12 protein-coding genes are annotated in these 14,259 nt (G+C 37.4%); 3 read left to right on the top strand and 9 right to left on the bottom strand.

Annotated features, from left to right (window positions below):
* Positions 1-38 precede the first annotated feature (38 nt).
* The gene (locus I7X29_RS00610; protein ID WP_198472443.1) at positions 39-494 is read right to left on the bottom strand and encodes a hypothetical protein; all 456 of its coding nucleotides are present in this window, start codon (positions 492-494) and stop codon (positions 39-41) included.
* Positions 495-613: 119 nt separating this feature from the next.
* Here I7X29_RS00610 and I7X29_RS00615 point away from each other — a divergent pair, with 119 nt between their 5' ends.
* Positions 614-1,756, top strand: coding sequence for a TlpA family protein disulfide reductase (locus I7X29_RS00615; protein WP_198472444.1), 1,143 nt, complete (start codon positions 614-616; stop codon positions 1,754-1,756).
* Positions 1,757-1,951: 195 nt separating this feature from the next.
* Complete coding sequence (locus tag I7X29_RS00620) at positions 1,952-4,195, top strand: nitric-oxide reductase large subunit (protein WP_198472445.1); 2,244 nt, start codon at positions 1,952-1,954, stop codon at positions 4,193-4,195.
* Positions 4,196-4,279: 84 nt separating this feature from the next.
* Here I7X29_RS00620 and brnQ read toward each other — a convergent pair whose 3' ends face one another.
* The 7 genes from brnQ to I7X29_RS00655 all read right to left on the bottom strand — a co-directional run bounded on the left by brnQ (position 4,280) and on the right by I7X29_RS00655 (position 12,130).
* Entirely contained in the window at positions 4,280-5,584 is a 1,305-nt protein-coding gene (brnQ, locus tag I7X29_RS00625) for a branched-chain amino acid transport system II carrier protein (protein ID WP_034555890.1), read from the bottom strand.
* Between the two features lie 149 nt (positions 5,585-5,733).
* On the bottom strand, positions 5,734-6,678 hold the full coding sequence (locus tag I7X29_RS00630; RefSeq protein WP_198472446.1) for a GSCFA domain-containing protein: 945 nt from the start codon (positions 6,676-6,678) through the stop codon (positions 5,734-5,736).
* A gap of 10 nt (positions 6,679-6,688) precedes the next feature.
* Positions 6,689-7,153: a methylated-DNA--[protein]-cysteine S-methyltransferase gene (locus tag I7X29_RS00635; RefSeq protein WP_394368693.1), complete on the bottom strand. Its 465-nt coding sequence runs from the start codon at positions 7,151-7,153 to the stop codon at positions 6,689-6,691.
* The gene (locus I7X29_RS00640) at positions 7,131-9,965 is read right to left on the bottom strand and encodes an AsmA family protein (RefSeq protein WP_198472448.1); all 2,835 of its coding nucleotides are present in this window, start codon (positions 9,963-9,965) and stop codon (positions 7,131-7,133) included. The genes I7X29_RS00635 and I7X29_RS00640 overlap by 23 nt, the downstream gene beginning before the upstream one ends.
* The gene (gene aroQ, locus I7X29_RS00645) at positions 9,966-10,385 is read right to left on the bottom strand and encodes a type II 3-dehydroquinate dehydratase (RefSeq protein WP_198472449.1); all 420 of its coding nucleotides are present in this window, start codon (positions 10,383-10,385) and stop codon (positions 9,966-9,968) included.
* A 9-nt stretch (positions 10,386-10,394) separates the two neighbouring features.
* Positions 10,395-11,105 (bottom strand): head GIN domain-containing protein, encoded by a 711-nt coding sequence (locus I7X29_RS00650; protein WP_198472450.1) that lies wholly within the window; start codon positions 11,103-11,105, stop codon positions 10,395-10,397.
* Positions 11,102-12,130, bottom strand: coding sequence for a glycosyltransferase family 9 protein (locus I7X29_RS00655; RefSeq protein WP_198472451.1), 1,029 nt, complete (start codon positions 12,128-12,130; stop codon positions 11,102-11,104). The genes I7X29_RS00650 and I7X29_RS00655 overlap by 4 nt, the downstream gene beginning before the upstream one ends.
* 108 nt (positions 12,131-12,238) lie before the next feature.
* On the opposite strand from I7X29_RS00655, the gene I7X29_RS00660 reads away from it, so the two are divergent.
* Entirely contained in the window at positions 12,239-13,498 is a 1,260-nt protein-coding gene (locus I7X29_RS00660; protein WP_198472452.1) for a M64 family metallopeptidase, read from the top strand.
* Between the two features lie 4 nt (positions 13,499-13,502).
* On the opposite strand, the gene I7X29_RS00665 is transcribed toward I7X29_RS00660, so the two are convergent.
* Positions 13,503-14,186 carry a 5'-methylthioadenosine/adenosylhomocysteine nucleosidase gene (locus tag I7X29_RS00665; RefSeq protein ID WP_198472453.1) on the bottom strand — a complete coding sequence of 228 codons (684 nt, stop codon included), beginning with the start codon at positions 14,184-14,186 and terminating at the stop codon, positions 13,503-13,505.
* Between the last annotated feature and the right edge of the window lie 73 nt (positions 14,187-14,259).

Here is a 14,259-nt window from a genome sequence, read left to right on the forward strand (position 1 = left end):
ATTATACAAAAATCCGACTTAGTAATAGGTCGGATTTTTTATGATATAGATAAGGTTTCTTTTCGTTGTTTTATAATTGTGGAGTGACTGATAATCTCTAAACTCATAACTTTATCTACTGAATTAATACCAATACTTAAAAGTCCTTTTCCTTCATTGATATAATAATACCATATTTTTCGGTCAGTAAAAAGGTTTTCATCAATAAAAAAAGGGGTACCTAAGGTAGATGCAACAAGATGACTATTATCTCCAAAACGGATAGGAATACACAGTTTTTGTAAAATATGATTAGCTATTTCTGTAAGTCCTTCGTATAGTAAAATATCCTCAAAACTGATAGCAGAGAGAATATCACTGTTTCTTTCCTTAAAGCAGATAATATAATACCCCAAACAATCAGCTATACCTCCTACACCAGCATAATCAAAAGGCATAGTTTCAACAGAAGAAATAAAATTAGTAAGACTGAAATCTTCGATGTTTATATTCATAAATGAGTTATTGTTTCCTATTAGAAGATTTTTGAAGTGCAAAAATAGGAATAATTGCTAAAATTAGAGAACATTTCAAAAAATATCGTACCTTTGTCATTATTTTAAATCATAGTGTTATGAAAAAGATATTTGCAATCCTTGTATGCGCCTTAGTGTCGTGCTCCAATCCAGAAGAAGCAATAAAGGCTTATCAGCAACAAAAAGACACCATAGGTTTACAATCAGCTGAGAAACAAAATGAACTCTTAGGGCAATCTCCTATGGCTTTTAAACAAAGTATGCAGGCAATAGCCCAACAATACGCTGAAATACAGAAAAACTTACCAGCAGATTTCGCAGCTAAAGAAGAGAAAGCTAACCGCTATCAACAGTTGGCTATAGTATCGGAATATTTGTTGAATCACCGCAAATATACCGAAGAAGAAGCTCCTGCTATCAAGGAGTTGGAAGCCTTGTGTGCTACTGTAGATTTAGATAATGCCGCTGATTTTAACGATTATCCTGATTATCAAATTTTAGTACGCAATCTCTTTCAGTGGCGTATTTACTCTCATAAAGTACAATATGAGTTTGACGACCCTTGGGGCAAAGTATTAGCCGATTTCAAAGCGCTTAAATCGGAAAATATCAAGCAGGAATTAGCCCCTTTACTCATAGAGGGCGTATCGCCTACTTCGGCAACTGACACTAATGAAGAAATTATTGATTTATTGCCAGAGTTACTGAAAAATAGAAAAGGAATGTCTGGAATAGAGTTTCAACACGAGCTTGACCATCACATTGACTTGCTAAACAAACTCAAAGCAGGACAACCTTTTCCTGCTCTTCCTGTTCTCACCGATTTAAACGACAAGGAGGTGAAATACAAGTATTTACCACTGAAAGGTAAATTGCTGTTCATAGATATTTGGGCTACTTATTGTCCTGATTGCCGTAAGGAGTTGCCTGCTTTAGAAGCCTTACAAGAAGATTACAAAACGCTACCTATTACCTTTGTAAGTATTTCGGTAGACCGCGATAAAGAAGTGTGGAAAGCAATGGTAAAGGAAAAGAAACTTCGTGGTATTCATCTATATGCCTCTCCTGAAACAAAGGAATTATTCAAAGATTTGTACGATTTGAGGAGTATCCCGCGTTATATGTTGATAGATGAAAAAGGAAATATCATCAATGCTAATCTACCAATGCCTTCTGATAAAAACTTAAAAGAATTGATAACAGAGAAGTTAATAGTTCTTACCAATCCTAAAGCACAATAATTTTAGTGCAATAACTAAAAACTATTAAGAAGAAAAAGATAAGGTTATCTGTTGTAAATCAATAGATAACCTTTTTTAATGTTTCTAAATTAGCTTAGATGTTTAAAAAAAAACTTATAAGTGTTATATTAAATACAATTATCTTTCATATCTTTGTACCCGCAAATAATAAAAAAACACTAATATATTTTATTTATGACAGCTAAGAAATTATGGATTTGGCTTGGGGCAACAGTAGCTGCCTCATTCCTCGTACTGATTTTTTTCGGTGTAGAAATATACCGTACTACGCCTCCTTTCCCCGAAAAAATTGTAACTACTGATGGGGAATTGCTCTATAACGGGCAAGACATTAAAGACGGTCAGAATGTTTGGCAGTCAATGGGAGGACAAACGGTAGGTAGTATCTGGGGACACGGTGCTTATATCGCACCCGACTGGAATGCTGATTACCTACACCGCGAATCTGAAATGCTCTTGGATATTTTTGCAGCTAAAGATGGTAAGGTCTACAAAGACCTTCCTGAAGAAGAGCAGGCTAAATACCAAGTGCAGTTGCGCAAAGAACTTCGCTCAAACACTTTTGACCAAAGTACAGGAGTGATTACTTTCTCTCCCGAACGTGCGCAAGTAGCTAAAGAGTTGGCAGTTTATTACACCAAACTCTTTATGAACGACCCATCGTTAGACAAAACGCGTAGCCATTATGCGATTCCTAAGAATGCAATCAAAGACCCTGCACGTATGCAACAAATGAATGCGTTCTTTACTTGGACTTCTTGGGTATGTAGCACTAATCGTCCTAATAGTGATGTAACCTACACCAATAACTGGCCTTACGACCCCGTGATAGGTAATCATCCATCTACCTCACTACAAATGTGGTCAGGATTTAGTGTGCTAATGTTGCTATTTGGGGTAGGACTTTTGGTGTACTACCACGCAAGTAACAAAGAAGAAGAAGAAAACGAACACCTCCCCGCTGAAGATCCTATGCGTGGTATGAAACCTACACCTTCAATGAAAGCAACCCTTAAATACATCTGGATTGTATCATTGCTTATTTTAGTACAAATGGTGGCTGGGGTGATCACAGCGCACTATGGCGTAGAAGGTGAAGGGTTCTTTGGTATTCCTCTTGATTTGGTATTGCCACAAGCTATTTCACGTAGTTGGCACGTACAGTTGGCTATTTTCTGGATTGCAACCTCTTGGTTAGCCACAGGGCTTTACATTGCTCCTGCTGTATCAGGTCACGAGCCTAAATACCAAAAATTAGGTGTAAACATTCTCTTTATTGCCTTATTGATTGTTGTATTAGGGTCATTAGCAGGACAATGGTTCGGTGTAATGCAAAAATTAGGCTTGGTTGAAAACTTCTGGTTTGGTCACCAAGGTTATGAATATATAGAATTAGGTCGTTTCTGGCAAATCTTATTGCTTGTAGGCTTATTCTTATGGTTGTTCTTAATGGTGAGAGCTTTATTGCCTGCTTTGCGTAAAAAAGACGAAAACCGCCATTTGTTATTACTCTTTGTATTGGCTTCTATAGCTATTGCCGCTTTCTATGGTGCAGGCTTAATGTATGGTCGCCAAACTCATATGGCTATCGCCGAATACTGGCGTTGGTGGGTAGTTCACCTTTGGGTAGAAGGCTTCTTTGAAGTGTTTGCTACTGTTGTAGCTGCTTTCTTATTCTCACGTATGGGCTTGTTGCGCTTGAAAGTAGCGAGTGCTTCAGTATTGTTCTCTACTATCGTATTTTTAGCAGGAGGTATATTAGGTACTTTCCACCACTTGTATTTTAGTGCGACCCCTACAGGTGTATTAGCTTTAGGTGCTACATTCAGTGCTTTGGAAATTGTACCTTTAGTACTTATAGGTTTTGAAGCTTATCACAACTATAAAATTTCTAAATCTACTGAGTGGATTAAAGCCTATAAATGGCCTATCTATTGCTTTATCGCAATGTGTTTCTGGAACTTCTTAGGAGCAGGTATCTTTGGTTTTGCTATCAACCCACCTATCGCTTTGTATTACATACAAGGCTTGAACACTACAGCCGTACACGGTCACGCCGCCCTCTTTGGGGTATATGGTATCCTTGGTATAGGTCTCATCTTGTTTGTACTTCGCGGTCTATACCCCGATCGCCACTGGAATAACAAGATTCTTGGTTGGGCATTCTGGTTGATAAACATCGGATTACTTGTGATGTTAGTAGTGAGCTTGCTCCCTATAGGTATTATGCAAGCAGTAGAAGCTATTCAAAACGGCTATTGGTCAGCGCGTTCTGAGGAATTTATGCACACCGATTTGATGCAAACCATACGTTGGTTGCGTATACCTGGTGATACTCTCTTAGCTATAGGTGAATTGCTATTGGTATACTTCATTATTGGACTTAAAACCGGTTGGTCACTCAAAGAAAAAAGATAATGTCTTATAAAAATCCCTAAATGAAAAAAGGCTATCTACAGTGTTGTAGGTAGCCTTTTTATATATTAGTTAAATAGAATTAGCTTAGTTCTTTGGGAAACTTTGGATTCGTATTATCACTGTTGTTATGACAAACGATAAGAAAGCAGGTAAAAACCACTCTATTTTATAACTACTTAAGGGCAACAATGTTCTGAATTTAATAATCCATTCTATATTCTGCAAATCGCCGATGATAAAAAGTCCTGATAATACAGCGGTGAGTGTCACTCCTACTATATAAGGAGTATTGCTTTTTACTTGTTTACCAAAGAAAAGTACAAACAGCGTAAGCGCGATGGTGATAGGGTATGAAAAATCTAACAGATAACCGGCGTAATGTATGATTTCTTCAACACTTTGAATAGAAAGGACAAAGGATACTATACTACAAATCCATACCCCCCATTTATAAGGAATACGCCCTTTGCTGATATTCTCAAAAATCTCACCCATAGCCGATACAATAGCAATCGCTGAGGTTAGACAAGCAAAAGCTACTGCTACTGAGATAACAATTCCTCCATTGCTACCCAATACATTGTAAGCTATGTGTTTTAGGATATCTATATAACTAACGCCTTCTTCTGAAGGGGAAAGATTAGAGGTCGCACCTAAATATAATAGTCCTCCGTAGATAAACACCAAACAGCCTGCAGATATTATCCCTGAGAGTATGGTAACCTGCTTTTTATCAGCCTCTCTTTGGTACCCTTCACGAACTATAGATGAAATAATTAAGCCTGAGAAAATAACCCCCGCCAGCACATCTAAAGTTAAATACCCTTTCGAAAAACCAAAAGCAAAGGCTTCTCTAAAGGTATAACCATTATCAGCCAACTCTTTAGGGGCATTGAGAGTACCCACAACTATCAAAATTGTAAGCGAAAGAATCAAAAAAGGTGTAAGGATTTTACCTATGATATCCACTATTTTAGCTTTTGAAATAGAAAGCAATAAGGTAATACCAAAGTAGAACACACCAAAGGTAATCTTGTCTATTTGAGGGAAGAAAGGTTGTACAGCTACTTCATAAGTAGTAGAACCCGTTCGTGGCACACAAATGAGAGGCCCTAGCGTAACGATGATAATGAAAACAAGCGCATTGACGAATAATGGGGGAAAACGCTTGCCTAAATCGGTGAAGGTGAGCCCTATGGAGGCTACCATTACCACCGCCAAGAACGATAGCAGTATGTCCGATACAAAGAAACCTGCAAAAGCCACACCACTTAAAGCTCCTATTTTTAATCCTATATAGGGAGGGATAACTAAATTGCCCGCCCCAAAAAACATCGCAAATAGAGCAAAACCAGCTGTTACAACAGTGATAAATTTCTTTTTATCCATAATCATTAGGTTTAATAGCTTATATCGCCACAAAGATACAACTTCTTTTTAATAAAAGAAAGTTTTTCTTTATTTTTCTTTGTTTTCTTTTTTTAGCAGTTAATACTATCTATTTGGATATTCGTATCTCTTGAAGGGGAAAGGACTTCCTAAAACCTAATATGGGGATATTTCATAGTAAATGCCTCTACTTTTTGTTGCAACTGGGCTAAAAACTGTTGGTGGCTCTCAGTATCGGAATGAAAAGGACGGTGTAATAAGCCTTTCTGGATACTATCTACTTGTTTCATATCTGCTTGAGTAGCCGAGTCTATATAGGTAGTAACCAAACGCTCCCATATATAATCGATTGCCATTTCCGATGGATGTACCATATCGTTGGCATAGAAACGATAGTCGCGCAATTCGTCTGATAACAACTCGTAAGCAGGAAAATAAAGGCTCTTGTTGTTGGTGATAAGAGGGTATAAAGCTGAGAAGAGTTGTGATTTACTCACCTGATTTTCAAAGAAGCCGTCTTTGATATGGCGTACAGGAGAAATAGTAAAAATCACATTTATTGAGGGGTTGAGCTGTGTGAGTAGTGTAATAATATGATTGAGACTCTCGGTGATTTCTTCTATTGAGAGCAAGCGTTTAGAGAAGTGTTGAGCAGGTAGTTTGTGACAATTTGCTACGATAGTATTGGTGCTGTTGTAGATATATACCCAAGCCGTTCCCAAGGTGATAAAACAAAAACTCGCCTCTTGTAAAGCTTGTTGTAGTTGCGTTTGTTGGGTATTAGCTACTTGAATAGCCTCTTTGAGTGAAGAGCGACTCATATCCGAATGAAAATAGAAACTATGCCACAATTCATCGTGAAGGAAGAAATCTTCAGCGGTATAAGGAGTGTGTGCAATGGTATGTTGCAGGATATACTCAATAGCCTGTGGATGAAAGAGCACTCCAAACGGATTTACTGTAATAGAAAATTTGTAATAAGCGAACTTTTGTGCCATATTCACAGCAAAGCACGAACCTAAACTCACTATAGAGGTATAGTAAGTAATGCTTTCTGTTGTTTTAGAGATAGGTACAATTGTTCTAAAATCCATAGTTATAGTATTAGGAATTACTTTTTTCTAAATTGAGCAAAAACTCCTTTCGGCTAAGACCACCTGCATAACCTGTGAGTGTACCATTACTGCCAATCACACGGTGGCAAGGTACGATAATAGAGAGGCGATTTTTACTATTGGCATTGGCTACTGCACGAACGCCTTTGGGATTTCCTACAGCAATTGCTTGTTCTTTATAAGTACGCGTTTCGCCATACGGAATGGTTTGCAATACCTTCCACACTTCTTCTTGAAAGGATGTCCCCACTAAGGTAATGGGTAACGTAAACTCTTTGCGTTCTTTAGCAAAGTACTCTTTTAGTTGCTTTTCGAGTTCTAAAAGCAAGGCGTTTTCTTGCTCCATATCTTTAGCTTCCAAGCGCAAAAGTACTTCAGCTTGATCTCGATACCAAGTTGTTTGGTCGAGAAAATCTAATACACAAATAGCTTCATCCGTTGCCATTGCTATCATCACTCCTATCGGGGTGATGATTTTCTTCTTGTATAATTTCAGTGTCTTTTTCTTCATTGGTAGCTTCGCTATTAACATCATATTCAGTTTCTTCTAAATCTTTAGATTTTTTGCCCAAGCCTATTTTTGGGTTCTCTTGAGTTCCTGTTATTTTTATAGGAATCCCTATAATTCCCAAAGGAGGTAAGCCTAAACGCATTTTAAAGTTGAGTTTCCCGTCAAAGCTAGTTTGTCCTTCAATACGTGGGCGGAATCCTGATACCTTAAACTTAAATCGCTCTACGGTGATGAGGTTGTTTTTAATCTCACTTTTGATGTCGATAGTAGAAAGTTTAGAATCTCTTAGCGCATCGGTACCTGTTTTATCACTAATCACATTGAAAAGTTTAAAGCCTTTCATTTGTACATCTTTCACTGAAAGCACACCTCCTCCTTTAAGTGAAGGGTAGATGGGCGACATCTCATCGTTAAGTTTTCCAGCTACTTTATAATCTAAAGAAATAATACCATGTGCATCTTTAGCCATTGAAGCCATTTCTCTAAAGAGTTTTACCTCTTTATAAGCGCGTTGCACATCAAAGTTTTCAGCTTTGATATCAAAATCAAAATGAGCGCGTTTAGGGGTTTCGTCGCCGTATTTGGCATTGATTTGAGCGGTAACTCCTATAACGTTGAAGTTTACATTTTTCAGAGATAAAGTACCTTTTTTTAGTTGGGTGCTTCCTTTGAGGTTGAGAATATCGAGCCCTTGAAAAACTACCTTTTTCAGGTTAGCATTCAGGTTAAAATCAAAAGGTTTAGGAACTATCACTACACCTTTTTCAGAAGCGACAGTAGCTGTTGGGGTTGTAGTAGATTGATCTTTTGTTTCTTCAGGTGAGGGAGCAGGGGAAGCATACATAAACTCATCTACATCAATATAGTTAGAGGATACTGAAAAATTACCTCTGAGTATCTGATTTTTAGAGAATAAAAAGTTAATGACATTGCTCATTCGTCCGTTCATCAAAAAATCGGATTTACCATAAGTAGCACGGAAATTAGTAAAGCGCATATCATCTTGCTGAAATCTAAAAAGTCCTTGCTGAATAATAAATGGTTTTGGTAAATATTCTGATGTTGTTTTGATATTGCGAAGTTCAATGCTACCCTTGTTTTGCAATAAGTGATAACGCCCATTGGTGGCATCACTTTGTGTACCTTTTAGCGATACATCAGCATTGGCATAACCTTCTAATTCCAAGCCTTTTTGTGAGAATACTTTGTAAATTTTAGCAATGTTGAGTTCGCCTTTTGCTTGAATATCATAGTGAATGTCGTCAAAATTTTCCATTGCTAAATTCACTGTAAAAGGTTTATTCTCAAAAAGAAAATTGAGAGGATTGAGTTTCAACGCCAGCGTTTTCATACTGCCATCAGTGTTCTCTACCTTTCCTTTAAAATGTATGTCGGTGATAGGATTAGGGTAATAGGGTGTTTTTACATAACCTTCCGAGAATTCTAAATCGCCTTTGGTAATAGGGAATAACTTTTGTTCTGGGGCATACGTTCCTTTAGATTTTATATCGGCTAAAAGCATACCTTTTACCTCTAAATCCTTCATATCCAGTAAGTGCATTACATTTGCTACATTGATGTTTGCACGTACTTTAGCATCAATCACTGGGGGATTGATACCGTTTAAATTCAAGATACCTGAAAAATATTCTTTACCAATTGTAAAATAGATAGAATCGAGTTTAACCCCTACTTTATTCACATCTAAAGAGGGCAGACTCGTCTCTATATTTAGGAAGAGATGTTCGGCTGGCGCAGGCACACCTTCATAGCCTACATAGCCGTCTCTCACTTTCATTTTAAAGAAAATATCGGGGCTCAGGTTTTGTGAAGCAATATATTTTCCTTTCATTGAAAAGAAAATGTCAGTTTTTCCCTTAAGGGTTGCTTTTTTATGCCATTGGGTAAACTGAGGAGGCAAAGCTGTAAAGAAATCGTTGAGATTGCTATCTTTAGAATTGATTTCAAAATTGAGATTATAACCATTGCTCAAGAAGTCTAACTTTCCTTTGAAGTCTACGGGTAATTGGTTTATTTTTAAATCGTTTTGTTGAAAAATAAACGATAATGAATGCGTGTTGATTTGAGTGATAAGCTCTGCATTTACGTGTTTGTCCTTTAGGTAAGTTTCACCACCAAAGATAAAATCTAATGATTGTATTTGGGCTTTGGTGCGCAAATCAAAAATGGATTCTTCTAAACCTCCTTTTCCTAAATAGTTGAATCCATTGGCTTGGATATAAATTCCTGTAGATTTATCGTCGTAGATCAGCTGGGTGTTTTTCAGTTCAATACGTTGTAGGTCTACGCGAGCATCGTCGTCATCACCTTCATCGGTATCTCCTGATGATTTATACACGTTATAGCTTGCTCCTCCTTGTTTATCAACTTGAATATGTACAAAAGCATTTTTAAGATAAATCTCCTCTATATCAATTTTCTTAGAGAAAAGCAATTCTTTTACATCAATCCCTAAAGAGAGTCGTTTTACCGATACTAAAGTGTCGTTCTCAAAGGGAGCTGACCCTTTGAGGAGTACATCGTCTAAGTTGAGAGTAAGAGAGGGAAAATGTGTAAAGAAAGTGAGATTTGCCTTAGAGAAGTTCAGTTCACCGTTGAGGTTGTCGTTGGCTAATTTCTTTATTTTTTCGGTAACATACTCGGGGTAGAGCATTGGGAAAACAATTACAAAGGCTAATAGTAACCCAGCTACTATTCCTAAGTATTTCAGCGTTTTAAGTAGATATATCTTCATTTAGTCGATAAGGCTTTGTATTGCTAATTCATAACTTTTTATTCCCAACCCTACAATCACACCTTTGGCTACTGCTGATAAATAAGAATGATGACGGAAAGTTTCTCGGGCAAAAGTATTGGAGATATGTACCTCTATTACAGGAGTTTTAACAGCTTTGATAGCATCAGCTAAAGCGATAGAAGTGTGAGTATAAGCGCCAGCATTGAGCACTATTCCTTCAAAAGTAAAGCCTATTTCATGAATTTTATCAATAAGAGCTCCCTCGTGATTGCTTTGGAAGTAGAGCAATTCACATTGAGGGAACTTAGTTTGTAACTCGGCTAATATCGCTTCAAAAGTTTGAGAGCCGTAAATTTCAGGTTCACGAGTTCCTAACAAGTTGAGGTTAGGCCCATTGATAATCATTATTTTTTTCATAAACACATCCTACTCTTCTATTTTGATGCGCCCTATACCTTTTACACTTTTCTTAAACACAGGCGGATTTCCTTTTACAGTGATGCCACCTGCTCCTGCTATAGAAGCGTCTACTTCTTCAGTTACGTGAGCTGAAATGTTTCCAGCGCCCGCTATACGCAAAGTAGCTTTTTTAGCGATGAGATTTTTAAGGTCTATATCGCCCGCTCCTTTTACTACGGCATTGAGACGTTCGGCTGTACCTGTTATATCTACATCGCCTGCTCCAGCTACCTGTACATCAAGAGCGGTAGCCTCTACAGTAGCATCGAGGTCGCCACTGCCTTCTATTTTGAGCTGTAACTCACCTACTTTTAGTTTTCCTTGTGTAGAAACATCAACAGCACCTTTTGTTACTATCTTTTTCAAAGAAGTATTAATGGGTACATATACTGTTAATGAAGTTTTTAGTTTGTATTTATTGTCTATACTGACGTAGAGTACCTTATTTGATACACTTGTTTTCAAATACGGAAGTACCTCTTTTTGTCCTTTAACTTTTAAAGCACCTCCTTCGCCTTCTGTGAGCACAAGATGATAAGCTCCCGATACTTCGACTGACTCATAAGTAGCTACTTTTCGGTCTTCAGTTTTGATTTCTTTTTCGCCATTAGTATTTTTTTGGCAATACACTACTCCTACTAATAGAGCAGTCATCATAAAAGTCATAATTTTTTTCATAATACATTTAATATTTGTTCTACTTTGTCTAATATCATTTCTACTGAAATGGTTTCTATGGCTTTTTCATAGCCTTTTGGGTATTTTTTTCCATAAACTGAAGTAGGAATGAGCGGATATAGTGTTCTATCGGCTAAAAGGGCATTCTCTTTAGGTTGATCATACGGATAAAAGCCTGCGTAAGGGTGTGTAACTCCCCAAAGAGTAATAGTTGGAATTCCATACATTGCTGATAGGTGCGCATTACCACTGTCCATTCCTATCATTATATCCAAATGAGAAATGAGTTCTAATTCTTGTTTGAACGAGAGTCTACCTACCATATTTTCGGTATTAGGTAACTGAATTTGAGCTACTTTTTGCTCTTCTTCTTTGCCACCTCCAAAGATGTAAATTATACTATTAGGGTAGCGCTGAGAGAGTTTTTCAATCACCTCACACATTTTGTCAAAAGGGTATTGTTTGCTTATAAAGGAGGCAAAAGGTGCGACCCCTATGTGCAACTCACTTCCATTTAGCAAATTTTCTACAGGTTCACTCAGTGGGGTAGGAGGGAGCAAATAGTCGTCGCTCAAATCAATAGGGAAACCTAAGGCATCGAATACATCGGCGTATCGCTGGTACGAAGGTTTTAACGGTTCAAAAACTTTAAATTTATAGCGTGTAAGAGCGTACTTTTCTCTTCTGCCTTTGTTAATCTGTTTAAAAGGTATTTTAGAGCCTTTAAAAAAAAGTTTAAGGATATTAGTGCGTAATACATTATGAATATCAGCCACTCCCTGAATTCCTTTTGCTTTTAGCTCTTTATAGAGCCTATACAAACCCATTAAGCCACTGTGTTTACCGTTGAGTTCAGGGCTAAAAACCTCTACATTAGGTAGATGAGAAAACATTGGAGCAAATAACGGACGTGTGAGGTAGGTAATTTTTACGTCAGGATATTGCTCTGAAAAAGCCGTTACAACAGGTACACTGATAGCTACATCACCCATTGCCGACATTCTAAATACAGCGATATGTTCCATTTTGTTTTGGTATGAATGTTTTTATTATTATCTTTGGCAGCTGAAATGCTACCATCTCTAACTAAAATCAGTGCAAATGTAGTAAATAATTTTTAATATCAACTAAATATGAGGCATTTATTTTTACTTTTTTTTCTCACGCAGTTTATTTTCGCTCAAAATAGCACAGTTTTTACCTTCGATAAAAGTCTTCGTATAGACTTTAACTTACTCTCTGATGCTCAAAAAACAGAGGTAATTTTTGGGCAGCTAAAGAAAGAACCATATTGGGGAGGTTCACATTCACACCTCATTGCTCCTAATTTGGGGAATTTTCGTCTGCAAGTGTTTGATGGTACTCAATTAGTATTTTCTAAGGGGTTTAATTCTTTAGCTAATGAATGGGCTACTCTTGAAGAAGCAAAAACTGAAAAACGCCTTTTCGCTCACGCAATGCAATTACCTTTTCCTACTAAAAAACTCCTTTTGCACCTCGATAAACGCGATAAACAAGGAGTATTTCACACTATTGCTACTAAAGAATTATCTCCAGATGATTATTTTATTATTGAAGAAACCCAACCCAGCTACCCTATAAAGCAATTGCTCAACAATGGCAATGCAGCTAAAAAAGTGGATATTGTGATTTTAGCAGAAGGTTATACAGCTACTGAAACTGAAAAATTCTACGCCGATGCACAACGTATGACGGACTATATGTTCACAATTCCCCCTTTTGATAAACTCAAAAAAGATTTTAATGTCTATGCCATTGCAGTGCCCTCTAAAGAAAGTGGTATCGATGTACCAGGGAAACATATTTATAAAAATACAGCATTTAACGCGTCTTTCTATACGTTTAATCAAGAGCGTTATCTTACTACTAATAGTATGCAAGCCATTGCCGATGCTGCCTCAGCTGTGCCTTATGACCAAATTTATGTATTGGTAAATACATCTACTTATGGAGGTGGAGCTTTTTATAATCACCTCAATTTAGCATCAGCTGATAATGAACTTTCCGAAAAAGTATACATACACGAGTTTGGACACGGTTTTGTGGGCTTAGCTGATGAATATTACTACGATTGGGATCCTACTTTTCAAGAAACTTATTCCCCTAAGATAGAGCCTTGGGAAGAAAACATCACTACCTTAGTAAATTTTGAGAGCAAGTGGAAAGATATGGTAAAAAAAGGAACTCCTATTCCTACTCCTCGCACTTCAAAATACAAAAATACCCTCGGCGCTTTTGAAGGCGGAGGGTATACTAGTAAAGGGGTTTATAGCCCTATGCAAGATTGCCGAATGAAATCTAACGATCCGAAAGGTTTTTGCCCTGTATGTGAACGTGCGATTCGCAAAACAGTTGATTTTTACACAAAATAGGATGTTAGTAGCTTGATAAGAATGCTTCAACTATAGAAGCTGAAATACGTCCGGCTTCCTCTACAAACTCGTTATAGGAAATAGCGTTGCCCTCGCCTGCCTTATCAGATATAGCGCGTAACATCACAAAAGGGATATTTAGCATATAACAAGTTTGTGCAATGGCAGCAGCTTCCATCTCTACAGCTTTAGCTTTAGGAAAGTTAAGTGAAATTTCATCAAAACGTTTAGGGTCTGAGATAAATGAATCACCACTTACTACTTGTCCGTAATGTAAAATGTACTGATGGGCAGAGGCTACAGTTCTTAGTTTTTCATTCCACCGGGCATCAGCTTTGAAAGCAGGAGGCATTTGCGCTTGTTGTCCTATTTCGTAACCGAAAGCTGTTACATCTACATCGTGGTGGCGTACTTCGGTAGCTAAGATTAAATCGTGTACAGAAGTATTGTCCAATCCTCCAGCGGTTCCCGTATTGATGATAAGTGAAGGGTGGTAATGCTCTATAAGCAAGGTAGTACCTACTGCGGCACTTACTTTTCCTATCCCTGATAGTAAAATCACTACCTCTTTACCGCAGAGTTTTCCCCCATAAAATACAAAGCGCCCTATTTTTGTTTCTTTACAATTTTCAATGGAAGCTTTTAAGGTGTTGATTTCAAGCTCCATTGCGCCAATAATTCCAATCATATCAATTAATAATTAGCAATTTAGAAGGGGACTGTTTGAGTTGTCAAGCAGTCCCCTTCATTTCTATTTTACT

Source organism: Capnocytophaga periodontitidis, assembly GCF_016126015.1.
GTDB classification, from domain to species: domain Bacteria; phylum Bacteroidota; class Bacteroidia; order Flavobacteriales; family Flavobacteriaceae; genus Capnocytophaga; species Capnocytophaga periodontitidis.